This window comes from Streptomyces panaciradicis (assembly GCF_023516615.1).
Taxonomy (GTDB): Bacteria; Actinomycetota; Actinomycetes; order Streptomycetales; family Streptomycetaceae; genus Streptomyces; species Streptomyces panaciradicis.
Genome location: NZ_JAMGBF010000022.1, coordinates 79,299 through 105,028, shown reverse-complemented (window position 1 = coordinate 105,028; position 25,730 = coordinate 79,299). Strand labels below are relative to the sequence as shown.

The 25,730-nt window shown below is 71.2% G+C and carries 33 protein-coding genes and 2 pseudogenes; 13 read left to right on the top strand and 22 right to left on the bottom strand.

The window, feature by feature from the left end:
* Positions 1–184 precede the first annotated feature (184 nt).
* The 4 genes from M8J74_RS45000 to M8J74_RS10095 form a co-directional block, all read right to left on the bottom strand.
* Positions 185–709, bottom strand: a complete 525-nt coding sequence (locus M8J74_RS45000) for a sigma-70 family RNA polymerase sigma factor (RefSeq protein WP_372500144.1) — start codon at positions 707–709, stop codon at positions 185–187.
* A 1,095-nt stretch (positions 710–1,804) separates the two neighbouring features.
* Positions 1,805–2,161 carry a PRC-barrel domain-containing protein gene (locus M8J74_RS10105; protein ID WP_249836056.1) on the bottom strand — a complete coding sequence of 119 codons (357 nt, stop codon included), beginning with the start codon at positions 2,159–2,161 and terminating at the stop codon, positions 1,805–1,807.
* A 9-nt stretch (positions 2,162–2,170) separates the two neighbouring features.
* Positions 2,171–2,566, bottom strand: a complete 396-nt coding sequence (locus M8J74_RS10100) for an ANTAR domain-containing protein (RefSeq protein WP_249836055.1) — start codon at positions 2,564–2,566, stop codon at positions 2,171–2,173.
* An 82-nt stretch (positions 2,567–2,648) separates the two neighbouring features.
* Positions 2,649–2,933 carry a hypothetical protein gene (locus M8J74_RS10095; protein WP_249836054.1) on the bottom strand — a complete coding sequence of 95 codons (285 nt, stop codon included), beginning with the start codon at positions 2,931–2,933 and terminating at the stop codon, positions 2,649–2,651.
* Between the two features lie 381 nt (positions 2,934–3,314).
* Between M8J74_RS10095 and M8J74_RS10090 the strand changes: the two genes are divergently transcribed.
* From M8J74_RS10090 to M8J74_RS10080, 3 genes are all read left to right on the top strand, one after another.
* Positions 3,315–3,527 (top strand): hypothetical protein, encoded by a 213-nt coding sequence (locus M8J74_RS10090; RefSeq protein ID WP_249836053.1) that lies wholly within the window; start codon positions 3,315–3,317, stop codon positions 3,525–3,527.
* 117 nt (positions 3,528–3,644) lie between these two features.
* Positions 3,645–3,794, top strand: coding sequence for a hydrophobic protein (locus M8J74_RS10085; protein ID WP_249836052.1), 150 nt, complete (start codon positions 3,645–3,647; stop codon positions 3,792–3,794).
* 219 nt (positions 3,795–4,013) lie between these two features.
* Positions 4,014–4,847, top strand: a complete 834-nt coding sequence (locus M8J74_RS10080; protein WP_249836051.1) for a DUF1206 domain-containing protein — start codon at positions 4,014–4,016, stop codon at positions 4,845–4,847.
* Between the two features lie 82 nt (positions 4,848–4,929).
* On the opposite strand, the gene M8J74_RS10075 is transcribed toward M8J74_RS10080, so the two are convergent.
* The 12 genes and pseudogenes from M8J74_RS10075 to M8J74_RS10020 all read right to left on the bottom strand — a co-directional run bounded on the left by M8J74_RS10075 (position 4,930) and on the right by M8J74_RS10020 (position 11,734).
* Positions 4,930–5,646: a GAF and ANTAR domain-containing protein gene (locus tag M8J74_RS10075; protein ID WP_249836050.1), complete on the bottom strand. Its 717-nt coding sequence runs from the start codon at positions 5,644–5,646 to the stop codon at positions 4,930–4,932.
* Between the two features lie 78 nt (positions 5,647–5,724).
* Entirely contained in the window at positions 5,725–6,486 is a 762-nt protein-coding gene (locus tag M8J74_RS10070) for an ANTAR domain-containing protein (RefSeq protein ID WP_249836049.1), read from the bottom strand.
* Entirely contained in the window at positions 6,483–7,145 is a 663-nt protein-coding gene (locus M8J74_RS10065; RefSeq protein ID WP_249836048.1) for a hypothetical protein, read from the bottom strand. Before M8J74_RS10065 ends, M8J74_RS10070 begins: the two co-directional genes overlap by 4 nt.
* A complete protein-coding gene (locus M8J74_RS10060) occupies positions 7,145–7,570 on the bottom strand; it encodes an STAS domain-containing protein (RefSeq protein WP_249836047.1) in 426 nt (141 codons plus the stop codon). Before M8J74_RS10060 ends, M8J74_RS10065 begins: the two co-directional genes overlap by 1 nt.
* A 520-nt stretch (positions 7,571–8,090) precedes the next feature.
* Positions 8,091–8,365 (bottom strand): annotated as a pseudogene (locus M8J74_RS10055) (monooxygenase); the annotation flags it as partial.
* A gap of 295 nt (positions 8,366–8,660) precedes the next feature.
* Positions 8,661–8,906: pseudogene (locus M8J74_RS10050) on the bottom strand (IS110 family transposase); the annotation flags it as partial.
* Between the two features lie 147 nt (positions 8,907–9,053).
* Complete coding sequence (locus tag M8J74_RS10045; RefSeq protein ID WP_249836046.1) at positions 9,054–9,224, bottom strand: hypothetical protein; 171 nt, start codon at positions 9,222–9,224, stop codon at positions 9,054–9,056.
* Positions 9,225–9,279: 55 nt separating this feature from the next.
* The gene (gene amaP, locus M8J74_RS10040) at positions 9,280–9,873 is read right to left on the bottom strand and encodes an alkaline shock response membrane anchor protein AmaP (protein WP_249836045.1); all 594 of its coding nucleotides are present in this window, start codon (positions 9,871–9,873) and stop codon (positions 9,280–9,282) included.
* 9 nt (positions 9,874–9,882) lie between these two features.
* The gene (locus M8J74_RS10035; protein WP_249836044.1) at positions 9,883–10,569 is read right to left on the bottom strand and encodes a DUF6286 domain-containing protein; all 687 of its coding nucleotides are present in this window, start codon (positions 10,567–10,569) and stop codon (positions 9,883–9,885) included.
* Positions 10,566–11,039, bottom strand: coding sequence for an Asp23/Gls24 family envelope stress response protein (locus M8J74_RS10030; protein ID WP_249836043.1), 474 nt, complete (start codon positions 11,037–11,039; stop codon positions 10,566–10,568). Before M8J74_RS10030 ends, M8J74_RS10035 begins: the two co-directional genes overlap by 4 nt.
* Positions 11,036–11,266 (bottom strand): hypothetical protein, encoded by a 231-nt coding sequence (locus M8J74_RS10025; protein ID WP_249836042.1) that lies wholly within the window; start codon positions 11,264–11,266, stop codon positions 11,036–11,038. The genes M8J74_RS10030 and M8J74_RS10025 overlap by 4 nt, the downstream gene beginning before the upstream one ends.
* A gap of 36 nt (positions 11,267–11,302) precedes the next feature.
* On the bottom strand, positions 11,303–11,734 hold the full coding sequence (locus M8J74_RS10020; RefSeq protein ID WP_249836041.1) for an Asp23/Gls24 family envelope stress response protein: 432 nt from the start codon (positions 11,732–11,734) through the stop codon (positions 11,303–11,305).
* Between the two features lie 199 nt (positions 11,735–11,933).
* Between M8J74_RS10020 and M8J74_RS10015 the strand changes: the two genes are divergently transcribed.
* The gene (locus tag M8J74_RS10015) at positions 11,934–12,740 is read left to right on the top strand and encodes a hypothetical protein (RefSeq protein WP_249836040.1); all 807 of its coding nucleotides are present in this window, start codon (positions 11,934–11,936) and stop codon (positions 12,738–12,740) included.
* 243 nt (positions 12,741–12,983) lie between these two features.
* Entirely contained in the window at positions 12,984–14,027 is a 1,044-nt protein-coding gene (locus tag M8J74_RS10010) for a fatty acid desaturase family protein (RefSeq protein WP_249836039.1), read from the top strand.
* A gap of 664 nt (positions 14,028–14,691) precedes the next feature.
* On the opposite strand, the gene M8J74_RS10005 is transcribed toward M8J74_RS10010, so the two are convergent.
* Entirely contained in the window at positions 14,692–15,147 is a 456-nt protein-coding gene (locus tag M8J74_RS10005) for a VOC family protein (protein WP_249836038.1), read from the bottom strand.
* Between the two features lie 118 nt (positions 15,148–15,265).
* Here M8J74_RS10005 and M8J74_RS10000 point away from each other — a divergent pair, with 118 nt between their 5' ends.
* Together M8J74_RS10000 and M8J74_RS09995 are read left to right on the top strand one after the other, a co-directional pair.
* Positions 15,266–15,496, top strand: coding sequence for a hypothetical protein (locus M8J74_RS10000; RefSeq protein ID WP_249836037.1), 231 nt, complete (start codon positions 15,266–15,268; stop codon positions 15,494–15,496).
* A gap of 120 nt (positions 15,497–15,616) precedes the next feature.
* Entirely contained in the window at positions 15,617–16,222 is a 606-nt protein-coding gene (locus M8J74_RS09995; protein WP_249836036.1) for a hypothetical protein, read from the top strand.
* Here the strand turns inward: M8J74_RS09995 and M8J74_RS09990 are convergent.
* On the bottom strand, positions 16,219–16,725 hold the full coding sequence (locus tag M8J74_RS09990; protein ID WP_249836035.1) for a hypothetical protein: 507 nt from the start codon (positions 16,723–16,725) through the stop codon (positions 16,219–16,221). The two genes, M8J74_RS09995 and M8J74_RS09990, sit on opposite strands and share 4 nt — an antisense overlap.
* 299 nt (positions 16,726–17,024) lie before the next feature.
* Here M8J74_RS09990 and M8J74_RS09985 point away from each other — a divergent pair, with 299 nt between their 5' ends.
* From M8J74_RS09985 to M8J74_RS09970, 4 genes are all read left to right on the top strand, one after another.
* Positions 17,025–17,363, top strand: coding sequence for a MerR family transcriptional regulator (locus M8J74_RS09985; protein ID WP_249836034.1), 339 nt, complete (start codon positions 17,025–17,027; stop codon positions 17,361–17,363).
* A 231-nt stretch (positions 17,364–17,594) separates the two neighbouring features.
* Positions 17,595–17,798 carry a cold-shock protein gene (locus M8J74_RS09980; RefSeq protein WP_007383480.1) on the top strand — a complete coding sequence of 68 codons (204 nt, stop codon included), beginning with the start codon at positions 17,595–17,597 and terminating at the stop codon, positions 17,796–17,798.
* Positions 17,799–17,976: 178 nt separating this feature from the next.
* Positions 17,977–19,467: a DEAD/DEAH box helicase gene (locus M8J74_RS09975; RefSeq protein ID WP_249836033.1), complete on the top strand. Its 1,491-nt coding sequence runs from the start codon at positions 17,977–17,979 to the stop codon at positions 19,465–19,467.
* Between the two features lie 62 nt (positions 19,468–19,529).
* On the top strand, positions 19,530–19,817 hold the full coding sequence (locus tag M8J74_RS09970) for an SCO5918 family protein (protein WP_058924172.1): 288 nt from the start codon (positions 19,530–19,532) through the stop codon (positions 19,815–19,817).
* Between the two features lie 220 nt (positions 19,818–20,037).
* Here the strand turns inward: M8J74_RS09970 and M8J74_RS09965 are convergent, their stop codons facing one another.
* Positions 20,038–20,826 (bottom strand): polysaccharide deacetylase family protein, encoded by a 789-nt coding sequence (locus tag M8J74_RS09965; protein WP_372500147.1) that lies wholly within the window; start codon positions 20,824–20,826, stop codon positions 20,038–20,040.
* 194 nt (positions 20,827–21,020) lie between these two features.
* Here M8J74_RS09965 and M8J74_RS09960 point away from each other — a divergent pair, with 194 nt between their 5' ends.
* Positions 21,021–21,419, top strand: coding sequence for a GvpU-like protein (locus M8J74_RS09960; RefSeq protein ID WP_249836032.1), 399 nt, complete (start codon positions 21,021–21,023; stop codon positions 21,417–21,419).
* A gap of 28 nt (positions 21,420–21,447) precedes the next feature.
* Here M8J74_RS09960 and M8J74_RS09955 read toward each other — a convergent pair whose 3' ends face one another.
* On the bottom strand, positions 21,448–22,170 hold the full coding sequence (locus M8J74_RS09955; protein ID WP_249836031.1) for a DUF4232 domain-containing protein: 723 nt from the start codon (positions 22,168–22,170) through the stop codon (positions 21,448–21,450).
* 214 nt (positions 22,171–22,384) lie between these two features.
* Between M8J74_RS09955 and M8J74_RS09950 the strand changes: the two genes are divergently transcribed.
* Positions 22,385–23,647, top strand: a complete 1,263-nt coding sequence (locus tag M8J74_RS09950) for a helix-turn-helix domain-containing protein (protein WP_249836030.1) — start codon at positions 22,385–22,387, stop codon at positions 23,645–23,647.
* 328 nt (positions 23,648–23,975) lie between these two features.
* On the opposite strand, the gene M8J74_RS09945 is transcribed toward M8J74_RS09950, so the two are convergent.
* Positions 23,976–24,710 (bottom strand): GAF domain-containing protein, encoded by a 735-nt coding sequence (locus tag M8J74_RS09945; RefSeq protein WP_249836029.1) that lies wholly within the window; start codon positions 24,708–24,710, stop codon positions 23,976–23,978.
* A 51-nt stretch (positions 24,711–24,761) separates the two neighbouring features.
* On the bottom strand, positions 24,762–25,526 hold the full coding sequence (locus M8J74_RS09940) for a GAF and ANTAR domain-containing protein (RefSeq protein WP_249836028.1): 765 nt from the start codon (positions 25,524–25,526) through the stop codon (positions 24,762–24,764).
* Positions 25,527–25,730 lie beyond the last annotated feature (204 nt).

The following is a 25,730-nucleotide window of genomic DNA, read 5'->3' as shown; positions in this document are numbered from 1 at the left end:
ATACCGTGCGGTGCCTCGGATATGCGTGAGCCACCGCGTTTTTTGCAGCGCCCATATCCTGGGGTTGGGCTGCTTCGAACGGTCCGTACATGACGCGAGCACTACGCTGTGTGTAGACGTCCCGGACCCCGGCGACATGCTAGTGCTGAACACAGATGGCTGTGGGGTGCGGACTTTTCGTCTGTCACCCTGCGCATCCCCGGAGGGAACTGGGTGGGTCCTCTGTCCTGCTCCGCAGGCTATCGGACCGGCCGTTGCTCTGCCTCCGCCGAAAATTCGCCCCTGCCGGGAGCGCGCCCAGGGGGCCGGAACTCCGGCCCACCGCGCCCGCTACCAGAAGGCTGTGCTCGGATCGGCCGGGTACGGCGTCCAGGCACAGGGAAGTAAAGCTCCGCATCGCCTCTTGGCCCAGCCACACCTCCGCCTCGGTGAGGCCGGTGTACTTGGCGATCTCATGGACGGAGGGCTCGCGGCCGTAGAGCGACGCGCACTCGTGGCCGGCGGAGCAGACCTGGCCGCTCAGCGAGGCCACGGCCCCACCTGCCAGGGGTTCGCGGCGCAGCATGGTGGTGGCGGAGACGAAGAGGTATCCGGTGAGGACGCCGAGCCACACCACATGCCGCCAACTTGCCCACCAGCGGGCCGGCGGCAGGTCCCAGACCTTCTCGTAGCCGGTCTGCACCGCCGCCCCGAAGGTCAGGCCGAACACGGCACGGGCAGCGATACCGAACGGGGTCGTGGTCCGGAGGGCCTGGCCGGGCGCGAGTGAACAACTGCTCGGCCTGCTGCCTGGAGGCTGTCGGCACACCAAGCCCTTCCCCCAGCCACTGCGCGAACCCCCGCCCATGCTCGGGACTGGCGGAGGAGACGATGAACAGCAGTGGCACCAGCGTGAGGAACCCAAGCGCCACAAAGCCCAGCGAACGCGACCCCAGCTCAATACCGCTGCTCCGCCGCCCTCCGCGCCCGACTGGCGAACGGCTGATCACGCGGCGCAACCGCCCGAACCAAGACGAACGGTCCGCGGCATCGGAAGGCTTCATCGGCATGCCAGTCGACTACCACGGCCGATACCGTCACCGCGCGAGGGCCCGACGCAGAGGTTCCCGGATAGCCCTGCGCTGGGCCTTATCGCCGTCCGCTGGTCCCACCGCACCGGTCGCCGCCCCCTCCGATAACGAACGACACCCTGTACGCCACGGAAGCCCAGCCGCTGGGAGCCGTTTGGGACCCGACCCGCTCCCCGAGCCCTCCCAACACCACCCGAGACCTGCCAATCCAACGCCCTGACCTGCGGAAATGCGAAACTGGCAGGCGTTGATCACGCCCAGTCCTCATTCGGAGGGAAGAGGTCGTGGGTTCATATCCGCCATTCCGGCAGTGAGTGGCGCGCCGACCTCACACGCCTACCAGCGCAGAGTCCGGCATGCTCGTCTTCTTCCGATTCCGAGGGATGCCGCCGTCCGCGGGCTACTGTCCAGACCCAGCGGCGCTGCGTAGAACCCGCCCATCCCTCATCACGGGAGTTTTGACATGAGCGGCCACACGATGTGGTCAGACGCGGAGTTCGCGGCATCCGAGACGGCGGCCGGCATGAAGTCGAGGGTCTGCAAGTCAGCCTCGCCGGGGCGCGGGACCAGCTCGCGCAGCTCGACGCAGAGCAGACACGCACCCGCCGGGCCCTCGACCTGGGCATGCCCACCCGCCGTCACGTCATCACCGGCCGCGAGGGCACCTCGCCAAGGAGCCCCCGCCGACGACCGTCTGCCGCGGCGAACACGGCAGTCGTCGCGTCCGTAGGTGGTCAGCGGCGCGCCAGTTGCCGTTCGCCGGCCGCACCGGCCTGGTAGGGCAGTCCGTAGTGCTTGAAGATCGCTTCCTCCTGCTCGGCGGGAAGCACGTCGTCGGTGCCGATCGACGGGGCCTGCTTCACCAGTGCCCTGTCGTAGCCGACCCTGAGATAGTCCGGCCCGGCGATCGCGTCCTGAAGGGGGACGAAGACCAGGCGGTGCCGGGTGGGCAGTCCGGTCCGTACCGTGGCCATGGCCGGCTGGTCGGTGGTGGTGTCGACGTAGACCGCCTCCAGGACACCGATCTTGTGCGACTCGGTGTCGACGACGTCGCGGTTGCGCCATTCCCGGACGTCGGCTGCGTGAATCATGGCCTCTCCCTACTTGGACGGCTCATCGGCCGGGGGGTGAGTCTCACCGTCTCGGTCTTCCGCGTGCAGCCGCCGAAGTGCACGCCGTAGCGCCCGCTGCATCCGCTCCGGGAGCGGCTTGCCCTCCCAGGCGGCGACCACGGCCGCGGCCACCTCGGCGAGTTTGGTGTGGCACTGCCGCGAGATGTCGACCAGGAGGTCCCTGGCCGTCCCGCGGCCGCAAGGGGTCAGAACCATCATCATGCCGCGGGCCTGGTCGATGACGGCGCGGCCGGCCATCGCCCGCCGCAGCTGATCGTTCTCGGCGCGCAGTGCGACGAGATCGTCTCCAGAGGCTGCGTTCCCCCACGTGGCCTCGGCCCGCAGCTTCCAGAAGTCCTCATGTAACAGGGTCGTGCGATGCATGACATGCACCTCTCAATGAGTTCGACGTGCCCGGTCCGGCTGAAACCGTCCGGCACACATGACTGCCAGGTCGCTCCACGCGTCACCTGTGGTGTTCGTGGTCCCGGCGGTCCTCGCGCTGCCAGCGCCCCCGGTTCTGCCGGCTGTAGCGGCGCTCCCAGCGGTCCTGACGGTCCCGGCGCTCCTGGTAGTCCCGGTAGTCGTAGTCCCCGGGATCGGAACCGCCGCCGCGGCCCCGGACTCCGCCACGATCGCGGGCGTACCGGGTCGTGCCGTACACCAGCACCGCTGCGGCCACCCACCAGATCGGGTGAAGGAAGCCGAGGGCGAACAGGGCGGCGACGAGAATGAGAAGCAGGACGAACACGGTGGGCCTCCCCGGGAGTTGGACAATGCGTCGATACCGGGGACTGGGGCCTCACACCAGAGCGTAGTCCTGCACGAGGGTTGTGGATACCGTGCGAGGTCAGCGCGTCTGCCCGGCGTGGATGGCTGCTTGACACCTGTCGGAAAACCGCCGCGAGGGCTAGCGTGTGGCATGCCGCCCGTGCCCCCGGCAGCGTCGATCACCTCTCGCGTTCCTTCCGGGGGCGCACCCCGCGCATCGGTGCCGGGGCCCGCCGCGTCACGGGCGAGGCCGTTCCCGCACACGCTCGGCGTCACGCGGTCCCGGCGCGCCCGATGTGCCTCAAGCGGGCAACGAGCTGCTGCCCGCCGCGTCGCACGCATCCCGAACCAGGCGGCACGCATGTACGCGCTGATCGTTCCGGCTTCAACTCCCTTTGTCCTGCTCGCCGTCGTGATGGCCCTGTCCTGGTGGGAGGACCACGTCCTGCCGACGTCGCCGACCGAGCCGGCCGAACCACCCGCCGAGGCTCCGTTCACCCCGGCGGCCCCTGCTCAGCTCCCCCAACTCCTCAGTGTCGACACCGCGTTGACAAGGGAGGATGCCGGGCGTTGACTGGCAGCACGGTGTAGGGCCATGCCACTCCGGATCATTCGGGCGCGGCATTCCACCTTCCCGCTTCGCCCGGACCCCGCGGACATCAGGAAATCCCCGCGATCTGGAGGCCCGGCAATGATCTGGATTCTTTTCTTTCTGCTGATCCTGGTGGTCTTCGGGTTCGGCTTCACCCTGCAGATCCTGTGGTGGGTCGCCGCCGTCCTCCTGGTCCTCTGGATCGTCGGCTTCGCGATGCGCGGGCGCGGTCGTAGCCGCCGCAGGTAGTCCGTTCCGGAGGCTCGATCCTGCCCGCGGGATCAACGGCCTGCCCGGCGATCACGCGGGCGCCCACTCACCGGACAGGCAGGAGGCTGCCATGAGCGTCGGACGGACCATCAGGCACAAGGCACAGGCGTTGAGGTACCGGGTCACCGAACGCGTCGGCCGGGCCGACCGCGACCGGCTACGGCGCGTATCGCGCGTCCACACCATGGGGAGGACTTCGTGACGTCGTCCACCGCACAAGGGCGTGGCCGGGGCGCGAAGTCCGCAGCCCGTTCCACGGAGCGCGAGACGCTGACCGCCGCAGGGCGGGCGGGCTTTGTCGCGCGCGGCATCGTGTACGTACTGATCGGGCTGCTGTCCATCCGGATCGCCGTCGGGAGCGGCGGCGGTCAGGCGGACCGGCAGGGCGCGCTGCACGAGATCGCGACGCAGCCCTTCGGGAAAGCGATGCTCTGGGCGCTGGTCGTCGGTTTCGCGGCCATGGCGCTCTGGCGGGGAGCCCGCGCCGTGCTCACAAGGGGGACCCGGCGGAAGGCGGGTTCGCGCGCGCTGGACGGCGGGCGGGCGGTCTTCTACGCCTTCGTCTGCTGGACTACGGCGGTGTACGCCGCCGGGGGCGGCCAGGGCTCCAGCGGCAACGCGCAGTCGCAGGACTGGACGGCATCGGCGCTCAAACTGTCGTACGGGCAGGTGCTGGTGGGAGCCGCGGGCTGCCTCCTGATCGGCATCGGCGCGGTACTCGCCGTCCGGGCAGCCATGCGAAGCTTCCTGAAGCAGTTGGACACCGGCAGCATGAGCCACCGTACGAAGCAGGTCGTCACCGCTCTGGGCGTGGTCGGAGGCGTGGCACGGGGCGGGGTGTTCGCCGCGGCCGGGATCTTCGTCCTGGTGGCAGCCGTCCGCTTCGATCCGGACGAGGCCAAGGGCATGGACGCGACGCTCCGGAGCTTCGCGCAGACATCGGTAGGACCGTGGCTCCTGGTCGCCGTCGCGATCGGGCTGATCCTCTTCGGTGCCTTCTCCTTCGCCTCGGCTCGCTGGCGCCGGCTGTGAACGCCGCCCCGTGCCACTGCCAGAGCCGCTGCCGGAGCCCCTTCGGCAGCGTCCGCGGAGGCGACAGCCCGCGCCAGGGTGGTCAGGTCACCAGCCCGGGGAGGGGTTCGGAGTCGTCGATGAAGGCGCGGGCCACATCGGACAGTCGCCGGTTGTGGGCGCGGGCGTAGCCACGCAGGGCGGTGAAGGCCCGTTCCATGTCGATGCTCTGTCGTTCGGCGAGTTTGCCCTTGGCCTGTTCGATCAGTACGCGGCTGTTCAGCGCGGTCTGCAGTTGTTCGTTGAGCGCGGTGCTGCGCTGGGTGGAGCGTTGCTGTAGGAGGCTGATGGTGGCTACGTCGGCCAGGGCTTGGGCGATGAGTGTGTCGGGCGCGTCGAAGGGGCCGGGCGCGGCGCGGAAGAGGTTCAGGGCGCCCACGGTCTCCGCACGCAAGCGCATCGGCAGGGCCTGGACGGCGCCGAACCCGCTGCGGTGGGCCGCCGTGACGAAGCGCGGCCAGCGGTCGGCCTCCCGCGTCAGGTCGGGGACGATCACCGGTGCGCCGGTACTGAAGCACTCCAGGCAGGGGCCCTCGTCGTTCTGGAGCTGGAAGAGTTCCAGCAGGCGCACCTCTTCGTCGGAGGCGGCCATCACGCGCAGTTTGCCGTCCCCGTCGGCTAGCAACAGCCCGGCGGCGCTCGCATCGAGCATGCTCACGCAGCGGTCGGTGAGCAGGCGCAGGAAATCGATGAGGTCGAAGTCGGCGACCAGGTTGTCCGCCAGTTCGACGAAGGTCTTGGCCAGGAGCTGCTGATTCATCGTGACACCCTCGATTGAGACTAGTCCCGCCGGGAGGCGGGGGGAAGCGCAGCACGTTCGTCGGCCTGAGCCGATGGGTCAGTTGCCGTTGTCGGTCCGTTTCGGTTCGCTGTCCGGGAGGAAGCGGAGTCGGTGGGCCACCACGTCGGCGGCCACGTCGGCGAGCCGGCGCCCTTGCGTATAGGCGTGGGCGCGGAGCCGGACGAAGGCTTCGTCGATGCCGACGCCGAGCTGGACGGTGAGGATGCCGGTGGCCTGGTCGATCTCCGCCCGGTATCCGCCCAGGTCCTCCAAGCCGTGGTCCCGGGGCGGTGCGCCGGCCTGCGCGCCCGTCCCGTCGATCCGCGCGTCGAGCAGGAGCAGCGTCGCGAGATCGGCGAACGCCAGCGCGTCGGCCAGCTGCTCTGCGTCCAGCACGGTCGGCACGTCGGCATACAGGTCGAGGACTCCCGGGCTGATCGCCCCGATCTGCAGGGGGAGTGCGAAGACGGCGCGTGCCCCGGCTTCCAGGGCCGCGTCGGCGAAGACGGGCCAGCGGTCCTGCAGCCCGCCGGTCAGCAGATCGGAGGACAGGACGGCCGCGCCGTGGGTGAAGGCGTCCACGCAGGGGCCCTCGCCCAGGGTGAGCTGGAGCTCCTCCAACTGCTCGCTGATGGTGTCGGTGCTGCACAGCGGATGGCTTGCTGCGGTCCGGGACATCGCCGACACCCCGGCTCCGCCGACCGGCAAGGCGGCCACGGCCGCGGTGCACACGTCCACCACACCGACCGGGGCGCCGCGGCGGGCGGCCTGCTCGGCGACCAGCACCTGGATGCGGGCCGACCGGCTGTCGGCCCTCATCCGGGCCACCGGGTCCAGGCATCGTGGGCCAGGCCCTCCAGCCGCGCCGTCGTGCGTTCCCCGAGGGGGAGTACCAGTGCACGGAACATGGTCGGGTCCGCCGGCCGCCGCACCTCTCCCATGTCCCGCCATCCCCAGGAGCGGAGCGACGCGAGGGTCAGGTGATCACCCGGATCCACCAAGGTGGCGCCGAGGGATGCCTGGTGGCCGCTCAGCAGCCGCTCCTGCAGACGGCGGGCCACGTCCTGGTCCTGTGAGTGTGGCCGGACCAGGATGCCGGTGATCGCGAAGACGCCGCCGGACGCGGTGAGCTGCTCGATGCTCTGCGGCAGTGCTCCGTCGAACCCGAGCCACCAGATGCCGTCACTGGCCACCGGGAACCCGAAGACGCACCCCACCAGGTGGTCCGTCTCCGCGATCACCATGGCGAACCCCGACCGCCGGATGTCGCCGGTGAGACGGTTCAGGAAGTCTTGGCGGCTGCGGCTGCGGTACGCCTCAGCGGCGGACGTCTCTCGGGAGTCGACGTACAGATCCCCCAGCTCCTCGCCCAGGTCCTGCGCCAGCCAGCGGTTAACGCGGCGCAACCGCGCCGCGTCCATGGTGGACGACTCGCCCGCATGCCGCTCGTGCGGCTGCCCCTGTCCGGGCTGGGCCATCACCGCACATCGCCCGTGAGGACGGTCACCAGCGGAACACTCCGGTCCGGCAGGGCCGGAGCGACCGGGTCGGGGACGTCCCCGAGAGACGGTGGAAGATGCCCGAGCGGAAGGCCGAGAAGCAGGAACCCGCAACCGGTGAGGTCGAGGATGTGCGCCAGTGACGGCGGCGGATTGTGCAGTCGTAGGGTCCCGCCGGCCTCCCTGGTCCGCTGCGCGGCGTAGAGGAAGGCGTTGAGGCCGCTGCAGTCGCAGAAGGTCACAGGGGTGAGGTCGACATCGAGGACGCGGATGCCGTCGCTCAGGCATCGCGCCAGCGCCGCGCACACCAGCGGTGCCGTATCCAGGTCGATCTCACCAGCCAGGGTGATCAGTGCCCGTTTCCGTCGGTCATGACGATAGATGGCGAGCTGTGGGAGGGGCATGACGCCTCGGTTCAGAAGACCATCAGGCAGCGAGATGGGGACGCCGGGAGCCTCGGCTCCTCCTGACGCGCCGCCGACAGGGACGTACGTGCGGCGGAGGCGGAACAACGGCCGGTCCGAGGGCCTGCGCAACAGGACATGGGGTCCGCCCGGTTTCTCTCCAGGGATGCGTCGGGTGACGGACGAGAGGTCCGCTCCGCGCAGCCATCTGTGTCGCTCAACGACAAGCCGCCGGGGTCTGGGACGCTTGTACAGCATGGTAGTCCTGCCCCAGTGGGAAAGACGGCCCGAAGCCGCCCCATCTCAGGATGTGGACAGTCGAGGGCGATTGATGTCACTGCGCAGGGGGCTGATCACTGACTCCGACAGTCCCTCGTGGGTGCAGGCTGAGTAGGACGGCGCTCGTGCCTCCGTCCTGGCCGAGGTGAGTTTCTGGCTGCAGCGGGCCTCCGGGCCACAGGGCGAGACGATCTCTGTGCCCGGCCACGGGACACAGGCGGTCTCCAGGTCCGGCCTACCGTTACTGCAGTGCGTGGACCGCTGCTGAGTACAGTGGGGGGAGCCGGGATGCTGCGGGGACGATGAGGCGGGCGGTGGCGGGGCGGCGGGTGGCGGCCAAGAGGGCGCCGGCAGCAGTCGGTGGCGGCGGGTCAGTCGGGCCCAGGCGTGCTCGTACGTGTCAGGGCGTCCGGTAGTCAGGCAGCGGACGGCGGCCCCGGCCGTGGCCAGTGCGAGGGCGATGCCCTCGCCGGTGAGGGCGTCTATGTAGCCGGCGGCGTCGCCGACGAGCAGGACAGTTCGCCTTGGTGAGGACGAAACTATCCGCATCGTTGCCAGCGGCGGTGCCGGCGGTCTGAATCCCGTAGTGGTGACCGCGCGGGTGCTGAAGGCCGATGGGGACAGCTCGGAGGTCTGGCTTCGTGCAGCTGCCAAAGAGGGTCTGATAAGGCAGCGAGCCGGGGAGAAGACCGCCGTCCGTCTCGCCGCCCAGTTGAGCAGGGCAACCGGAGCGGACAGGGCAGGCGGGTGAGCGGCAAGCCGACAGCGGCCCTGCCCATGTCTGAGCGCTCGACGCTTCCGGAATCAGAGCCATCGGCGCGAAGGCCCGTTGTTCGTCGAAGAACTGCCGGGTCTTGAGGCAGTGATGGAGCTGACCGAGGAAGCGGTTCAGCAAGAGCCGTGGTGCGGCGGCATGCCAGTCTCCGTGCTCGCGTCGACGTCGGTAGTGAGCCGTCGCTCCCGGAGAGGCGGCGAGGGCGGCGAAGGCCCAGAGGAAACCGGCGTTGACGAGGCGGTTGTTCTTTACGAACCGGCGGCCGACGAACCGCTTCTTGCCGTGGCGCTCGAAGCCGCAGCCCCTGTGTCCATGCGGTACAGAGCGCGAAGTGTTCTCTCCCATTCCCTCCCCCGCGACACCCCTCACGCCTTGCTGCACGAGCCGATCCCGAACATCGCACTCTGGTCCTGGGCATTCGGGAGCCGGTCAGCGGGCCGGGCGTCGGGTGGCGTGCCAGATGGAGCGGGCCGCCAGGTAGAGCAGGTCGGCGATCAGAAGCAGTACGCCCGTCGACATCAGGTAGAGCAGGCCGTCGACGGCCGCGCCGATGGTGATCAGGGCGATTCCGGCGACGAGGAGGATCAGGAAGAGGGTCATGACGGGCTGCCTCCCGGGAAGGAGCCGTGCGGAATCTGCGTGTTCTCCGGGGATCTCAGGCGGTGCGGGCGGCGCGGTGGCGGGCTTCCCGGAGCCGGACCTTCGCGGGGAGGCGGTCCAGGCCGGCCGAGTCCCGCGCGTGTGCGAGTGTTTCGCCGCTCAGGCGACCCAGGGTTCCCGTCGGATCGGCGTGGGGCTCCAGCAGCAGTCGTACGCGTGCGGCCGGGGCGGTACGTCGGCCCGTCAGCCGGACGTGAGCCCGTGAGACCCCCTCCAGGGCTTCTGCCTCTTCCTCGATGACCTTCTCCAGCGTGCGGCCGTTGAGCCGGGTCGGCACGCCGTCTTCGCTGTCGACGAGGACATTGTCCAGACGGTGTCGGCGTTGCGCGAGGAGCCACCACAGCAGCAGGACCAGCAGCACCGCGAGCGCCGCGATCACGGTCGGCCACCACCAGCCTTCGTCCCGCCACCGGGTGCGTCCCCAGGCGCCCAGCACCACGTCGTGCGGCCCGCGGAAGGGCCACCAGCCCGGCATGCCGAAGTCCCAGTGGCGCTGCAGGTCCAGTGCGCCCAGCAGTACGCCGCCGCCCAGGGCGAACAGTCCGAGGCCGAGCAGTGCGAGCAGCACCCGGTTCACCGTCCTGAGCATCGGATCACCTCAGCCCTTCTTCGGGCGCCGGACGCGTACGGCCAGTGCGGGTTGCCGGGCCAGGCCCAGGGACGTCACGGCTTCGCCCAGCTCGGTGTCCAGGTCCGAGCGGACCTCCTCGAGGTCGCGGAAGTGTGCCTGTGCCCGGGCCTTCACCCTCCGGCGGCCGACATCGATCCGTGCCGACTGGACGCCGGGCACCTGCATGGCCCGGTCGCGCAGCACCAGGGCGGCCGCGCGGCGGTCGAGCCCGGCACGGACGTCCTCTGTTTCGGGGATACCGGTGGGCCGCCGCATGGGCAGCAGCCTGCGCAGTCCCGGCGTCACCGCCAGCAGGAAGAGCCACAGGCCGAGGGCCATCGCCACCGCCGCCCCGACGATCATCCAGACGTCGTCCAGGGGCCGTGTGGCCAGTTCCTCGGCGAGCCGCCGCCGCCAACGCATCGCATCCCGGCCCGCCCGCACCGCGATGACGTCGTACAGGAGAAATCCGACGGCCACGGCGGACAGCAGGGCTGCCAAGGCCGCGGGAAGGCGCCGCGACGACCAGAAACGGTGCACCGGCCGGCCTGATCCGTCGGTCACCTTCGTGGCGCCCTCGGCCGCCCCCGGGGTGCCGTCGGCGGACGGGGGCTGTCCCGGACCGGAGGAGAGGTAGGTGTCACCGGTCGGCTGCCGCGAGGTGTTCGCGCTCATCTCACCCGCTCCCGGTCCGTGTGCCGCGTATGCGCCGAGTGCAGTCGGTCGACCGATACCGCGAGGTCGGGCACCTCCATGCCGGCCCATGCCCTGATCCGCTCGGTGACCTCCCGGCGTACCGCGGCGCACTGCGCCCCGATGTCGGACGGATAGCCGAGCTCGACGGTGATGTGCATCCGTGCCTCGCCGAGCACCGCCTGCCGTCCGGCGGCGGACTCGGCGTCCCCTCCGGCGGCGGACTCGGCGTTCTGTCCCGCACCGGTCCGTTCCGGCGCCCGCCGTACGGATGTGCTCACGTGCGGCGTCCGGCGGCCGGGTGGTACGCGGCCGGCCGACTCGGTGAACCGGCCCAGCGCCTCACGCGCCACCCGGGCCGCGATCTTCGCGACCACCCGGTCGGTGACGGCGGTCGCCCCGCGCTCCCCGCGGGGGACGACGCCCGGACGCTCGCCGGCTTCCCCGCTCACCGCCGCCAGTCTCCCCGGGCCTGTCGGCTGTCGTCGCCGAACCGCTCCTGCCGGTCCCGGCGGCGGACGAAGTCGCCCGGTTCGAGGTCGCCCTCCGTGAACCGCCCGACGACGAGACCGACGAGGCCCAGCACCAGCACCAGGAGGAAAGCCCAGAAGCTACCGAAATACGCGGCGAAACCCAGCGCCATTCCGGCCATCAAGCCCACCACGGCCCTGCTGCTCATTTCGCGCTCCTTCACTCACGCGGGCTACCGCCCCGGCTACTGGATCCGCTGCCGCTCCTCCCCTTCGTCCTCCTCGTCGGGCAGTTTCACGTCGCTGACCGTGACGTTGACTTCCACGACTTCCCGACCCGCCATCCGCTCCACCGCGGAGATCACGTCTTCCCGCACGGCGGCGGCCACGTCCGTGATCGAGACGCCGTACTCGACGACGAGTTCCAGATCGATGGCCGCCTGCAGTTCTCCGACCTCGACACTGACCCCGCGCGTGGCGGACTTGCCGCTGCCGGCGCCCGGCATCCGCTCCCGCATGGATCCCATCGAGCGGGCGAATCCGCTGCCCAGGGCATAGACGCCGGGTACGTCCCGTGCCGCCATTCCGGCGATCTTCTCCACCACCACATCGGCGATGGTCGTCCGGCCGCGAGAACCGGGCGCTGCGCCGAGCCTGACGCCGGTGTTCTCAGTCATCGGGATATTCCTCCCTCGCGAGGCCACAGAGCACGCATTACTGAGATTATAGTCTTTTTAGTACCTTTTTCCTGGACAAACAGCGTTGGACGGGTGCTCCGACGAGTGGCCTGAGGCCCCTCCCCAAGCTCTCGCGGACACTGCGGGCAGAGCGCCGCGGGAAGAGAGCCGCGGCCGTCGAGAAGAAGGGTGCGGGCCAGTGACCGAGGCGTGGACGCAGGCAGTACGAAGCCGGCTCGACCTGGGCCGACTGCTCCCGCTCGGCGGGCCCCACGACGGGACGTGGATCACCGAGCAAGCGGCCGTCCAGGCCCTCGCGCCCACCGCCGCCGAGGTTCCCGGTGTCCGGCTGGAGTCCCTGCGCATCGGGTCGGCGCCGCTCCAACCCGTGTCCGAGCCGGCCGTCCGTCCGCCGGCCAGCGCGCTACCGCCTGGCCCGCTCACCATCGAGGCCGCCTTCACCGCTTCCCTCGTACGGCCGCTGCCGGAGACCGCCGACGCATTGAGGAGCGCGCTGCTGGGCGCGGCCACCGAACAGCTCGGGCTGACCACGGTGTCGGCCGACATGCGCGTCACGGATCTCCGTGAGGCCACGGAGGCAGGCGTGGCTTCTCGGACCGCGGCGACGTCCACGAGGCCCACGCCGGAAGCTGCGGCCGCGCGGAGCTCGCCCCCGGTGACCGGAACAGGGTCCGTGCGGGGGCTCGCCGGGGAGCTGGCGGACGTCGCAGCGGGTGTGCCGGGCGTCGCCCGCCTCACCGCCGTGCTGGGCAGCCGCCCGGTCAGGGTGGAGGAGCATGATGATCCACCCTGCCGACAGATCGAGGTTCACCTCGCGGTCGGCCCCGGACACCATCCATTGACAGTCGCCCGTGCCGTCCGGGAGGCGGTAGCCGAGGCAGCCACCACTGACACCCGGAGCCCGGCCACCGTCGCCGTCCTCATCACGGAAACCGCGGCCTGGCGGCAGACCTCGCCGGTCACCGTTATGAGTGCCCCTCAGTGATCAGTCGCCCCCGACCTTCCCGGTTCTTCCCTGAGGGCGCGCGGCCGTCGCTCCGTCGGCCCTGTCCTGCCACGGTGTGAGACCCGCCTGGCAGGGAACCCGCATGCGGAGAGGGCCGTCGTCCCTGCTCCTCGCGCGATGTGTGTCCGCAACGGCGAAAGCGCATCCCTGCCTGTGGCCCGGTCTCAGCAACTCCGAGGCGGCGCCTGACCATCTGCCTCCTTCGGAGAGAGCTTCAGCGACATGACCACCAACACCACGGTCCGCCCCCCGCCCTCCGGGACGTCCGGAAGTGACTTCGCCCGATTGTCGAGAAAGATCGCCGATGCCGGCCTGCTGGGGCGCCGTCCCGGCTATTACGCAGTGCGGACCACAGTGGTGGCCGCGCTCTACGTCGGTGGGTGGGCCGCCGTCGCGCTCATCGGCGACAGTTGGTGGACACTGACCGTCGCCGGCTTCCTGGCCGTCGTCTTCGGCCAGGTCGCCCTGCTCGCCCATGACGCAGCCCACCGCCAGGTGTTCCGCCGACGCAGGGCCAGCGAAGCATCCGGCCGGATCGCCGGCACCGGCGTCGGGATGAGCTACGGATGGTGGCAGGACAAACACACCCGCCACCACGCCAACCCCAACCACGAGGAACTCGACCCCGACCTCGCCCCCGACCTGCTGGTCTGGTCCCAGGACCAGGCCCGGGCCGCCGAGGGGCTCCCCCGCCTGATCGGCCGCTGGCAGGCGTTCCTGTTCTTTCCGCTCCTCACCCTGGAGGGCTTCAACCTGCACGTGTCGAGCGTGAAGGCGCTGGCCAATCGCTCGCTCAAGCACCGAACACTCGACGGCGCCCTGCTGTTCGCGCACTTCGCGCTCTACCTGACCGTCCTGCTCTGGCTGCTGCCGCCCGGCATGGCGATCGCGTTCATCGCCGTCCACCAGGGCCTGTTCGGCGTCTACCTCGGCTCCCTCTTCGCCCCGAACCACAAGGGCATGCCCATCCTGACGGGCGACGACCGCCCGGACTTCCTCCGCCGCCAGGTGCTCACCTCACGCAACGTGCGCGGCGGCTGGTTCACGGACATCGCGCTGGGCGGGCTGAACCACCAGATCGAGCACCACCTGTTCCCGAGCATGCCCAGCCCCAACCTGCGCAAGGCCCGGACCATCGTCCGCCGCTACTGCGAGGAATTGGGCGTGGACTACGCCGAGACCGGGCTGATCAACTCCTACCGGCAGGCCCTCACCAGCCTCCATCAAGCCGGAGCACCGCTCAGGCACCCCGGCGTCCCCGCCTAGAGAGGTGCTGCCGCCGCCATCGATGCCCGTGCTGTGGTGACTGACACGGGACACATCGAGACTCAGCCCTGGACCTGCCCGTGTCCCAGCTTCCTCACGGCATGCCTGACTTCTTCACGACATGCCTGACCCCCCGTGATCCCGCAGGCCCGTCATCTCCTCGCAGCCCTCCCCCCGAAGTCGGCCCGCTCTATCGCCTCGGCGGTGTCCAGCAGGCCCGTGTTGCAGGGACTGGTCCGAGCTACCTCCGGCCCGAGTTGTTCGGTCGCCGCTGAGCCCTTCTCCAGGTGCTCCTGCAACGGCGACCTTCCGGGCAACGCTCGCTTCCAGGGCTCGTCCGTGCGCAAGCCACCAAGAGGGGGCCCTCCTCGTCTCCAAGCCGACGGCGTGCCCATGGCGTGCCCTTAAAACCGGTGAACCGCGGTCAACAGCGGTGCGATCCCACGCTTCCGGGCGCCACGCCAGAGCGCATATGACCAGGTCAGAAGCCATCCGGTCCGCCAAGCGCCGTGGCTTCCCAAGCTGAGAGCGCGAGTTCGATTCTCGTCACCCGCTCCACGAAGGCCCAGGTCGGAGACCCGGGCCTTTTTTGCTGTCCAGGATCGCCGCCAGCGCGCCGGGCCCGACTGCAACAACCTGCTGTCGTCGGAGTGGGGACCGCGCCTTACGGGTGTGCGGAGCCTGCGTACGTCTCGGGGCCCTGTTCCGCTGCCGCGGGGTTCATCCACATGACCTGCCAGCCGTGGCCGTCGAGGTCGAAGAAGCTGCGGGCGTACATGAAGCCGTGGTCCTCGGCGTCGTCCGCCTCGGTCGCGCCCGCCGCGAGTGCCGCGGCGCTGACCTTGTCGACCTCTTCGCGGGAGGACACGCTGAAGCAGTACAGCGCCAGCGCGTGCGTGGTGGGGTCGGCCGGCGGCAGCTTCGAGAACTGGGCGAACTTCTCCCAGGTGAGCAGCATGACGAAGGCGTCCTCACCGACGAGCATGCAGGCGGAGGTCTCGTCGGAGAACGCCGGGTTGAAGCTGAAGCCGAGTTCGGCGAAGAACGCCTTGCTGCGCGCCAGGTCGGTGACGGGGAGGCTCACGAACAGCATGCGGCCGGGGTGTGCGGGCTGGGTCATGTCGGGTCTCCAGTCGGTGGTTCGATGGCGTACGAACTGGTAGACCGGGGCGGCCGGCGGAACTCATCGGTGGGAACCGGACGAGCCTCATGCGTCCCTTGATCTGAGGGGGTGGGCGATGGCATCGCTCGTTCAGGGAGTTATGGGGCTGCTCCTGCTGCTCGGGGCCGGCGCCTGCGTGGCGGTGGCGGGCGGCTGCCGCGGTGCGGACGTGTGGGTCTGGGACTGGGCGGAAACGATGCGCGGGCCGTACGGACGGCGTTGGCGCAGCCTGACCACCATGCGCGTCACGTTCGGGGTCCTGAGCGTCTTCCTGCTGGCGGGAGCGCTGCACTACCTGACCCGCTGACGGGTCGTACGGCCCACGAAGCGGGGCCCTTCGGCATCTGCGCGGAGCGCCGGTCACCGTCGGACGGTCGATGAGTGGCACGGGCACGGCCACGCGGTACGGCTGTGGGTGGTGATGGCGATGCGCCGGATGCTTCTGCCCGTGGTGGCGTTGACCGTGGGCGTCGCCACCGCCTGCGGCACGAGCGGCACCGGTGGGACGGCCACCCCGTCGCCGTCCGCGACCACGACGGTCTCGGCTCCCGCTCCGACGGTCACGAGGACCGTCGTCGTCACCCCCTCCACGCGGCCGGCCCATGGGCCCCGCGCCGTGGTCGAGGCCTACTACGCCGCCATCAACGCCCACGACTACCGGACCGCCTGGAGACTCGGGGGAAGCAACTTCAGCCCGGACTACGGCAGTTTCGTGGCGGCCTTCGCCGGAACGGCACACGACCGCCTGCGCGTGCTCCAGGTGTCCGGTTCGGCCGTGACGGTCAGCCTGGAGGCGACCCAGACCTCCGGTGTCGTCAAGCTCTACAGCGGCACCTACTACGTCTCCGGCGGAGTGATCACCGGTGCCCGCATGCGCCAGACCGGCACCTCTTCCTCGCCGGCCCCGGGCGGCTTCGTCCATCCCGGCGCGTGGTGCTCCCCCGAGGGCGCGACCGGCCGGACGGACCGGGGAACGCCGATGGTGTGCTCGCGCAAGCCCGGTGAAGAGCAGCCCCGCTGGCGGCAGCGCTAGCCGCAGGGCGGGGCGCCGGCACCGTGCGGGCAGGGGCGGCGGCCGGGCTGGGTCCTCGCGCGGGCCGGAGCGGCGGGAAGTCCGCGGACCGTCAGGATCACGCACAGGACCGCGAGGGGGAGTTCCACGCCGACCGCCATGGCCAGGGCCGATATGAGGTCGGTGCCCGATGTCGCCGTGGTCGTGTCGAACCAGGCGTCGGCGAGCAGGAGCGCGGCGGTCGCCGAGGCGCCGAGGGTGCGCCGGGGGTCGCGCCGCAGGACGAGCAGGCCCGTGGTCACGAGGCCGACGGCCTCCAGGCTGTCCAGTCCGACCCAGGTCAGGGACTCGCGGGCGCTGTCGACGAGGACGCCCGTGGCGAGGACGACGAGCCAGGGCAGCAGGGCCAGACCGCAGACGACGAGGCCGTAGCCGATACGGCCGCGGTTGCGCTCGTCCATGACCGGGTCCCGGACGGACGATCTCGGCACGCCGGAGCGGGGCGGAAGGTCGAGGACGGTCATACGGCGGTCTCCTGGGTCGCGGGCAGCGGTGGCTCGGCGGTGACGGCCTCCTTACGTCTGTGTTCGAGTCGCCCGCGATCAGTCGTACGAAACGTCCGAACGGGGCGACGACGCCATCGTCCCTCTGTGATCTGAGAGGCATCTGTGCGGCCGATGAGAAAAGTGCCGTGGGGAAAGTCTGTCGCGGCGGGGCCAGATCTCCGGGGCGGGCGGCGTTAGGGTTGTCCGGCGGGTGGGCCGTGCCGGACCTCCGGCCGCGTCCGCCCGGTCCCTCCCCGTGTTCCCGAAGACAAGGTGCCATGCCCGCCGACCACGCCCCTGCCACCGGGAACCTCGACGACGACGACTACCCCGCCTACACCATGGGGCGGGCCGCCGACGTGCTCGGGACCACTCCCGCCTTCCTCCGCGCCATCGGCGAGGCCGACCTGATCACCCCGCTGCGTTCGGAAGGCGGTCACCGGCGGTACTCCCGACGGCAGTTGCGGATCGCCGCCCGCGCCCGCGAGCTCGTCGACCAGGGCACGCCCATCGAGGCCGCCTGCCGCATCGTCTCCCTCGAGGACCAGCTCGACGACACCCGCCGCCTGAACCGGGAAATGCGCCGCGGGCTCGACGAACCCGCTACGGATACCTAGTCCGGCCGCTGCAGAAATACCCGGCACGACGGAGTGAGGCTTGCGGAGTGATCGGGAAATCGATGGGAGTTCCCACCCGACCTGTGTTAGCGTGATAGCAGTTGCAGTTTTGGTTGCCAGAGAATTTTTTCTTTGCAGAGCTTTCCGGATCTTTCCGGAGGGGTGATCATCGCGGCGACTCGGACTCCGTAAAGTGCGGACTCCGGCACTGCCCCCCAAGGGAGATTCAATATGGCATCTGGCACCGTGAAGTGGTTCAACGCGGAAAAGGGCTTCGGCTTCATCGAGCAGGACGGTGGCGGCGCTGACGTGTTCGCCCACTACTCGAACATCGCCACCAGCGGCTTCCGCGAGCTTCAGGAAGGCCAGAAGGTTACCTTCGACGTCACGCAGGGCCAGAAGGGCCCGCAGGCCGAGAACATCGTTCCCGCCTGACGCTGACGCGACCGCGTGACCGGGGCCCGCACCTAGGGGTGCGGGCCCTCGGTCATGCTTTCCGCATTTCCCGGGCATTTTCTCTGCCCCATTTTCTTCGGCTCATTCTTGCGAATCCTCGTGCGGCTGCCGCTGCGAGTGGAATTCCTCGATGCGCCGCATCGAGGAGGGTTCCTCCATGGACCGCACACGCCGTAACGGCCGCGCCTCCGGTCGCTTCCGAGCCCAGGAGAAGGGCCGCCAGAGTCATCGCCCGGACACCGGGCGGACCGGTGGCCGACGGGCGCCCGCCACGCCCCGCCCGCAGGAGTTCACTCTTCCGGCGACACTCACCGAGCCGCTGCCGCCCGTCGCGGCCTTCGCCGAACTGGACATGCCGGCCCGCCTGCTGAGCGCGCTCGAGGCGGAGGGCGTGACCGTGCCCTTCCCGATCCAGGCGGCCACCCTGCCGAACGCGCTGGCCGGACGCGACGTGCTGGGCCGCGGACGTACGGGCTCCGGCAAGACGCTCGCCTTCGGCCTGCCCGTGCTGGCCCGGCTCGAAGGGCAGCGGGCCCTGCCCCGGCAGCCGCTCGCCCTCGTCCTCGTCCCCACCCGGGAACTGGCCGGTCAGGTCACCGACGCGCTCACCCCCTACGCCCGCGCCCTGCGGCTGCGGCTCGCCACCGTCGTGGGAGGCGTGTCGATCGGCCGCCAGGCGAGTGTGCTGGGCGGCGGCGCCGAGGTCGTCGTGGCGACGCCGGGCCGGCTGAAGGACCTCATCGAGCGCGGCGACTGCCGACTGGACCAGGTCGGCGTCACCGTCCTGGACGAGGCCGACCAGATGGCCGACATGGGCTTCCTGCCGCAGGTGACCGCGCTGCTCGACCAGGTCGGCCCCGGAGGCCAGCGGTTGCTGTTCTCCGCCACCCTGGACCGCAACATCGACCTCCTGGTGCGGCGCTACCTCCACGACCCCGTCGTGCACTCCGTCGACCCGTCCGCGGGCGCAGTCGTCACGATGGACCACCACCTGCTGCACGTCCACGACGACGACAAGCGCAGCACCGCGACCGAGATCGCCGCCCGCGAGGGCCGGGTGATCATGTTCCTGGACACCAAGCACGCCGCCGACCGGCTGGCCAAGCACCTGCTGTCCGTGGGCGTGCGCGCCTCGGCCCTGCACGGCGGCAAGTCGCAGCCGCAGCGCAACCGGACGCTCGCCCAGTTCAAGGAGGGCCACGTCACGGTCCTGGTGGCCACGAACGTCGCCGCGCGCGGCATCCACGTCGACGACCTCGACCTCGTCGTGAACGTCGACCCCCCGGGCGACCACAAGGACTACCTGCACCGCGGCGGCCGTACCGCCCGGGCCGGCGAGTCCGGCACGGTCGTCACCCTCGTCCTGCCGCACCAGCGGCGGGCGATGGACCGTCTGATGGCCGACGCCGGCATCACCCCGAGCACCACCCGGGTCCGGCCGGGCGAGGACGAGCTGCGGCGCATCACCGGCGCCCGGACGCCCTCCGGGGTGCCCGTCACCGTCGCCGCACCGCCGCCGCCCGCCCGGAGCGCGGGTACCGGCACCGGTTCCGGCAATCGCCGCCGCAGGGGACGGCCCGGCGGCCGGGGCGGGGCCGCACGGTCCGCCGCCCGCGGCCGTGGCGCCACGCCGCGCGGCAACTCCTAGCCCGGTCCGCTCCCCCGCAGTCCCCGGGACCGGCGTCCCTGCCCGACTTCATGGAGGCATCCATGCGTTGTGTGATCGCCCGCTTCCCCTTCGACCTCACCAAGAGCGAGGTCGAGCGGTCGATGAGCGGCGTCGAGCCCGAACCCCTCACCGGGGTGACGGTCACCATCGGCAGCCGCGTCTACCCCGTGATGCAGGTCGGGGAAGTGATCACGCGGCAGAACCGCCGCGACTTCACCTCGGGCGAGATGCGCCGGGCGCTGACCCGCCTCGGCTTCACCTGCCAGGACGCCGCGCCGAGCACTCCGGCGCAGGACCCGCCGCCGGGCGGGGACGTCCTGGGCTGGTGACCGCGCCGGCGCGTGAGGCGCCGTGCCGCGTGAACGCGCCGGCAGGTGACACGCGCCGAGACGTGTGAACCCCGCGGGATGTGGCACCCGTCGAACGGGCGGGCCGTACAGCGGAACCGGGTCCCGCCGGGGCGGTTCGGCCAGGAGCCGCGGACCGCGCGGGATCGTACGGCCCGTGCCGTACGGTCGCCCGGCCCGACGGCGCTGCCGGAGGCCGGGTTCAGGGCCGGTAGACCATGCCCGGCCGGGGCTTGGCGGGGGCGAGCAGCTGCGAGACCGTGACGATGGTGTAGCCGCGCCGCTGGAGCGCCTTGAGGATGCCGGGGACGGCGGGCACCGTGCCCTTGTGCAGGTCGTGCAGCAGGATGATGCCGTCGCGATGGGTCTGTTCGAGCACCCGCTGGGTGATCAGGGCCGAGTCGGTGGTCTCGTAGTCCTTGGCCGTGACGCTCCACAGCACCTGCGCCAGACCCAGCTCCCGGCAGATCTTGGCCACGTCGCGGTCGGTGCGGCCCTGCGGCGGGCGCATCAGGGCGGGCTTGGTGCCCGTGATCCTCTCGATGGCGTCCTGGGTGCTGCTCAGCTCGTGCCGGGCGTCGGCCGCGTCGATCTGCGTCAACACCTTGTGGTTCCAGGTGTGGTTGCCGATCTCGTCGCCCTCGTCCTTGATGCGGCGGACGATCTGCGGGTATCTGTCGATGTGCCCCTTGCCCTGCAGGAAGAACGTGGCGTGCAGGTGATGGCGCTTCAGGATGTCCAGCAGGCCCGGGGTCGTCGGACTCGGGCCGCCGTCGAAGGTGAGGGCCACGCACTTGGCCTTGCGGCAGTCGACCGGCCCCGCCACCGAGCCCGACGCCTTGCTCCGGGCGGCACGCGGTGAGGTGTGGTCGTAGGTGGTGACCGTCAGGGCCACGATCACGACGACGGTCAGGGCGACGGTCGCGGCCGTGGCGAGGGCGACGAAGAGGCGCGACGGTCTTATTCGAGCGTATTTCGACACAGCAGAGATCCCCCATGAAAAAGACATGTCCGACGTTGACTGTCGTTGACCGTCACCGTTGGTTATTGATGTCTTTTCGACTCATGGGGTTCATCCGCGCGCGGAACACGGCCGGGAGACGACGCCCCGCGCAGGTGCCGTGGCGGTGACAACTCCGGTGCCGCCGCGCGCCGGCACAGGGAGTCCGGCTAGGCTCCCGAGGCATGAAGCGCCCTGACGACCTGCTCCGCGCGATCGCCGCGATGGTGGAGTCGCAGCACAGCAGTCAGATGTCCCTGACCGTGGTGACTCCGGGAGCCGTCATCACCGGACGGCTCGCCCCGGAAGCCCTGTGGAAGGAACGCGTGGCCGAAGTCCTGCGGGACTCCGACCACCTGGGGCGGTTCGCCGCCGCGTTCGCCCCGTCCAAGGAGGACGGCGACCCCCCGCCGGACGACGGCGGCGGCGACGGCGACGGCGACGGCCCCACCCACCTCCACTTCCATGTCGCCCGGATCCTCCAGGGCAGTTACGGCATCCCCGACACCGGCGGCATGTACCGGGTCGCGCTGGAGGACGTGAGCGCCTGGACGATCGGGGACATCGGCTACTCCGACCGGTGAGGCGGCGGCGCGCCTCGGTGCCGGCCCGTCACCAGGCCAGGGCGTCGTCCAGGGTGGACTGCCAGTACGAGACGCGGAGCGAGTCGTCGACGTGGACGCCCTTGGCGGGCAGCGGCGGACGAGCCGCGGTCGTACCGTCGTTGAAGTACACCTCCAGCGACTTGGCCGTGTAGCCGTTCGCGCCGCTGCCGTCCGCGGAGGAGAGCAGGACGCTCGCGTAGCCCGACTCCCCGGGGGCCAGCGTGACCACCGCCTGCGGCTTGGAGGCCTCGAAGACCGGCGGGACGGCCTGGGCCTCGCCGAAGCGGGGCGCCGGGTAGCCGATCAGGTCGCAGTTCTTCGAGCCGGTGTTGGTGACGGTGAGGAGAAGGTGGTTCAGCGGGCGGGAGACCACCGTGGCGGTCGTCCGGGTGGCGGAGGTGGAGCAGCGGGTGTGGGTGGAACCCGAGCCCGTGCCACCCGCGCCGCCCGCCGCGCCCTTGCCACCGGTGGAACCGGAGGAGTTCGCGGCGGCCGAGGAGTGCACGGAGGTCGACGCGTTCTTGCCGGCGGCTGAGCTCCCGGAGGAGGACGAGGAACCCGCGGTGGACGCGGACGTGGGCGTGGCCGACGCGGACACGGACGCCGCGGACGCCCCCTCGTCGTGGACGCCCTCTCCGTCCTGGCACGCCGTCAGCGTCAGTGCGGCGGCGGCGAGCGCGGCGGCGGTGAGGATGCGGGCGCGGCCGGTGCGGCGCGTACGTGCGGACATGTGATCCCCCATGTGGTGTACGGGTGTTGGCGCGGACCGCTCGACCGGGTGCCGGGAGCGGCGTGCTTGGATGGCCCAAGGGTGTGGGGCGATCCGTCCCGGCCGCCAGGACCGCCGGGACATCCGGGACGCTGGAACGCCCGCAACGGCCCTGAACTGGGGGAACGACCAGCCCCTGGAACGCGGGTCCGGGACGTGGGGAGAGGGAGGAAGGGTGGCGGGGGACGAGTTCTCGGAGCTGCTGGGGCGGTTGAAGGAGCGGTCCGGGCTCAGTTACGGCGTGCTCGGCAAGCGGCTGCACACGAGTGGGTCCACGCTCCACCGGTACGTCAACGGGGACGCCGTACCGACCGACTACGCACCCGTGGAACGGTTCGCGCGGGCGTGCAGGGCGACGCCCGAGGAGCTGGTGGAACTGCACCGGCAGTGGATCCTCGCGGACGCCCGGCGCCGGGAGCAGCGGACGGCCACGACCGAGGCGACGGAGTCCGGCGCGGTCGGCGACTCCGAGCCGGCCGGTGCGCGGACACCCCTCGGCGAGCAGGCTCCCGCCGCCGGGGAGTCCGTCGCGCGGCGGCGCCGTACCGTCGTGCTCGCCGGGGCCGCCGTGGTGGCCGCCGTGGTGTCGGCGGCGCTCGTGGTGGGTCTCGTGCCCGGCAGGGGTGACGACGACCGGGGTGACCGGCGCACCGCGGGGGCGGCCGCCTCCGCGTCCGTCGGCAGAAGTCCCGGCGCCACCCCGTCGGCCGGACGCGGGTCCGCCTCGCCGTCGGCCTCGCGCGGCGGGACCCCCACGGCCTCCGTCTCCGCGCCCCGAAGCGGTGGAGCGGGCGCGGCCACGGAGGCGGGATCGCGGGACGGGGCCACCGCGCCCACGGTCGCCGTCGACCCGTACAAGTGGGAGGACCAGTGCAGCCAGCACTACCTGGTGGACCGGCAGCCCGAGCAGGTGCCTCCGCCGCCCGGCGAGCAGGACGCCCGCGGATGGGTCGGCGCGCTGGGCGGGGTGCCCGGTGGGGAGCAGATGCTCGCGCTGACCGTGCAGGGCACCGGCAAGGCCACCGTCGTCCTGGAAGCGCTGCATGTGCGGGTGGTGGACAAGAGCGCGCCCCTCGCGTGGAACGACTTCACGATGGGCGTCGGATGCGGCGGCGGGGTGCGGACGGCGGCCTTCGGGGTGGACCTGGACGCCGGGCGGCCCGCGCTCTCCCCGAAGAACGGCGAGCGGGACTTCCCGTACAAGGTGAGCGAGTCCGATCCCGAGGTGTTCTACGTCTTCGCGGACGCGCGGGCGCACGACGTGAGCTGGTACCTGGAGCTGGACTGGTCCAGCGGTGACCGGCAGGGCACGGTACGCGTCGACGACCGGGGCAGGCCGTTCCGCACGAGCGGGAACGTGGGCCGGCCCGCGTACACCTATCCGCTCGGTTCCTCGGAGTGGGGGCGCGACGAGGTGAACCCGACCGTTCCCGGCTGACCTCCGGTCCGCGGAAGCCGGGGGTGGCGGTTCGGTGGGTCAGGCCGCCGTGCCCAGGTCCGCTCGGGCCGGGAGGTCGCCGTCCTTCGTGGGCAGGGGGACGGGGGACGGCGTGCGGCGGGTGTGCGGGGTGAGGGCCGCCGCGACGGCGCTCGAGACGCCTCCCGCCGGGCCCTGCGCGGCGTGCCGGCCCGGCTGCCCGCCGCGGGCGGCTCCCGCCGTACGTGGAACACGCGGCGCGCCTGGTGGAGGAGGCGTCGCGGGCGGGGCGGCAGCGCTGGCGAGCACATCGAAGACACGGCCCGAGCCGTGTGGTGCCGTCGGGGGCTCAGCCCGTCCGCGGCTCCAGGACGGCGGCCGGCTCCAGGGTGCGGCTGACCAGGGCGTGGGCCGTCTCGGTGAGGCGGAGGTGCCGTCGGGTCACATAGCCGTCGAGCAGGCGGGCGGCCTCGCCGACGGTGGATCCCGCGTACTCCGCGATCATGCCCCTGGCGATGTCCAGCGTCGCCTTCGCCGCGATGACGCTCTGGACGCGGGTGACGACGTCGTCGGCACGGGCCGGCTCGGCGGACCAGTGCATCAGGCCCAGCGACGCGGAGTCCGCGAGGGCCTGCGCGAGATCGACGTCGTCCGCCGCCAGGTGTCCGGCCCGCCGGCGCAGCAGGGTGAGGCCTCCCAGGGAGCGCTCGTGCAGCCGCATCGGAATCGCCTGCAGGGACCGGTAGCCGGCCGTGGTCATGGCGGTGACGAGTCTGGGCCAGTGTGCGTGCTCGGCGCCGATGTCGGGGACGCTCGTCGGTGTGCCGCTGCGGTAGCAGTCCATGCAGGGCCCCTGACCGGTCTGCACCTGCAGCAGCTCCATGAACTCGGCGTCCTCGTCGGTCGCCGCCATCGTGCGCAGACCGCCCCGGGCGTCCGCGATCATCACGGCCACGGCGTCCACGTCGAACAGGTCCCGGCAGGTGTGGACGAGCCGGTGGAAGAGGCTCAGCGGGTCGAACTCCGCCGCGTAGGTGTCGGACAGGGCGACGAACGCCCGCGCCAGCTCTCGCTCGCGGTTCATGCTCGCCTCCCCGGCTTCGTGGTCGCGCGCTGTGGCATGCGCCTGGTGTCCTCAGTCATCGCCGAGATCCATGGTCCGGTCGACGATGGCACGGGCGACTTCGGTCGCGGTGCGCCCCTGGGCGAAGGCCCGGGCGCGCAGCCGCAGCAGGGCCTCCTCGGCGCTCACTCCCAGCCGCACCATGATCATTCCTGTGGCGTGGTGCACCTCCTCGCGGTCCGTCTCCGCACCCGCCAGCCACGTTACGACTCCTTCGGGGGCCGGGGAGTGGTGATCGAGCGCCATGACGGCGTGCGTCACCGCGTCGGCCACCAGCAGGGCGGTGCGCAGGTGGGGTCCGGTCAGGGAGCCCGAGTCCTCGCGGTAGAGGTCGAGGGTGCCCAGCGAGCGCCCGGCTCCGGCAAGCGGCAGCGAGAAGACCGACTGCGCGCCCGACCTGACCGCCTGGACGGAGAACAGCGGCCAGCGGCTGGTGTCGGGAGGGCGCGTCAGGTCCGGCGCGAACACGGGGGCCCGCAGCCGGACGGCCTCCGGGCTGGGGCCCTCGCCGAGGGTGTACTGGATGTCGGCCAGCCGGGTGGCGACGTCGTCGCTGGCGCACAGCACCACGCCCGTGCCGTCGTTGTTCCCGGCCACCGACACCGACAGACCGGTCGCCAGGGGGAGCAGCCGGGAACAGGCACGGCACAGCGCGTCCGGCATGTCGGGCGGCCGCAGACCGTCCACCGCCGCGATGAGTTCGCGGGCGATGCGGGTCCGTTCGAGCTCCGTCTCCCGGTCCGCGTCACCACTGCCCAGCAGGTCGCCGCCCGCCATGCGCCTCACCTCCCCCGCGGCCGTGCCACGCACCCGTCCCGCCCGATCTTGGCACACACGGGTGTGGACCAGGCGTGTACGGCGAAGTCCGTCAGGGACCCGAACGGCCGCTCTCCCACTCCTCGCTCCTCTCGTCGTCGGACGCGTCCTCGTCGCCCTCCGCCTGCGAAGGGGTCGTGCGGGGCGGCTCCTGCGGGTCGGACG

Excerpts from the sequence above, each read along its gene's own strand:
- M8J74_RS10105 (WP_249836056.1), bottom strand. The coding sequence starts at position 2,161 with ATGATTCACGCAGCCGACGTCCGGGAATGGCGCAACCGCGACGTCGTC.
- M8J74_RS10045 (WP_249836046.1), bottom strand. The coding sequence starts at position 9,224 with ATGACCCTCTTCCTGATCCTCCTCGTCGCCGGAATCGCCCTGATCACC.
- M8J74_RS10065 (WP_249836048.1), bottom strand. The coding sequence starts at position 7,145 with ATGGCCCAGCCCGGACAGGGGCAGCCGCACGAGCGGCATGCGGGCGAG.
- M8J74_RS09955 (WP_249836031.1), bottom strand. The coding sequence starts at position 22,170 with ATGTCCGCACGTACGCGCCGCACCGGCCGCGCCCGCATCCTCACCGCC.
- amaP (WP_249836045.1), bottom strand. The coding sequence starts at position 9,873 with ATGCTCAGGACGGTGAACCGGGTGCTGCTCGCACTGCTCGGCCTCGGA.
- M8J74_RS10020 (WP_249836041.1), bottom strand. The coding sequence starts at position 11,734 with ATGACTGAGAACACCGGCGTCAGGCTCGGCGCAGCGCCCGGTTCTCGC.
- M8J74_RS10090 (WP_249836053.1), top strand. The coding sequence starts at position 3,315 with ATGTACGCGCTGATCGTTCCGGCTTCAACTCCCTTTGTCCTGCTCGCC.
- M8J74_RS09990 (WP_249836035.1), bottom strand. The coding sequence starts at position 16,725 with ATGACCGTCCTCGACCTTCCGCCCCGCTCCGGCGTGCCGAGATCGTCC.
- M8J74_RS09975 (WP_249836033.1), top strand. The coding sequence starts at position 17,977 with ATGGACCGCACACGCCGTAACGGCCGCGCCTCCGGTCGCTTCCGAGCC.
- M8J74_RS10025 (WP_249836042.1), bottom strand. The coding sequence starts at position 11,266 with ATGAGCAGCAGGGCCGTGGTGGGCTTGATGGCCGGAATGGCGCTGGGT.
- M8J74_RS09960 (WP_249836032.1), top strand. The coding sequence starts at position 21,021 with ATGAAGCGCCCTGACGACCTGCTCCGCGCGATCGCCGCGATGGTGGAG.
- M8J74_RS09985 (WP_249836034.1), top strand. The coding sequence starts at position 17,025 with ATGCCCGCCGACCACGCCCCTGCCACCGGGAACCTCGACGACGACGAC.
- M8J74_RS10010 (WP_249836039.1), top strand. The coding sequence starts at position 12,984 with ATGACCACCAACACCACGGTCCGCCCCCCGCCCTCCGGGACGTCCGGA.
- M8J74_RS09970 (WP_058924172.1), top strand. The coding sequence starts at position 19,530 with ATGCGTTGTGTGATCGCCCGCTTCCCCTTCGACCTCACCAAGAGCGAG.
- M8J74_RS10035 (WP_249836044.1), bottom strand. The coding sequence starts at position 10,569 with ATGAGCGCGAACACCTCGCGGCAGCCGACCGGTGACACCTACCTCTCC.
- M8J74_RS10070 (WP_249836049.1), bottom strand. The coding sequence starts at position 6,486 with ATGAGGGCCGACAGCCGGTCGGCCCGCATCCAGGTGCTGGTCGCCGAG.
- M8J74_RS10100 (WP_249836055.1), bottom strand. The coding sequence starts at position 2,566 with ATGCATCGCACGACCCTGTTACATGAGGACTTCTGGAAGCTGCGGGCC.
- M8J74_RS10005 (WP_249836038.1), bottom strand. The coding sequence starts at position 15,147 with ATGACCCAGCCCGCACACCCCGGCCGCATGCTGTTCGTGAGCCTCCCC.
- M8J74_RS10000 (WP_249836037.1), top strand. The coding sequence starts at position 15,266 with ATGGCATCGCTCGTTCAGGGAGTTATGGGGCTGCTCCTGCTGCTCGGG.
- M8J74_RS10060 (WP_249836047.1), bottom strand. The coding sequence starts at position 7,570 with ATGCCCCTCCCACAGCTCGCCATCTATCGTCATGACCGACGGAAACGG.
- M8J74_RS09945 (WP_249836029.1), bottom strand. The coding sequence starts at position 24,710 with ATGAACCGCGAGCGAGAGCTGGCGCGGGCGTTCGTCGCCCTGTCCGAC.
- M8J74_RS09940 (WP_249836028.1), bottom strand. The coding sequence starts at position 25,526 with ATGGCGGGCGGCGACCTGCTGGGCAGTGGTGACGCGGACCGGGAGACG.
- M8J74_RS10075 (WP_249836050.1), bottom strand. The coding sequence starts at position 5,646 with ATGAATCAGCAGCTCCTGGCCAAGACCTTCGTCGAACTGGCGGACAAC.
- M8J74_RS10085 (WP_249836052.1), top strand. The coding sequence starts at position 3,645 with ATGATCTGGATTCTTTTCTTTCTGCTGATCCTGGTGGTCTTCGGGTTC.
- M8J74_RS09980 (WP_007383480.1), top strand. The coding sequence starts at position 17,595 with ATGGCATCTGGCACCGTGAAGTGGTTCAACGCGGAAAAGGGCTTCGGC.
- M8J74_RS09995 (WP_249836036.1), top strand. The coding sequence starts at position 15,617 with ATGCGCCGGATGCTTCTGCCCGTGGTGGCGTTGACCGTGGGCGTCGCC.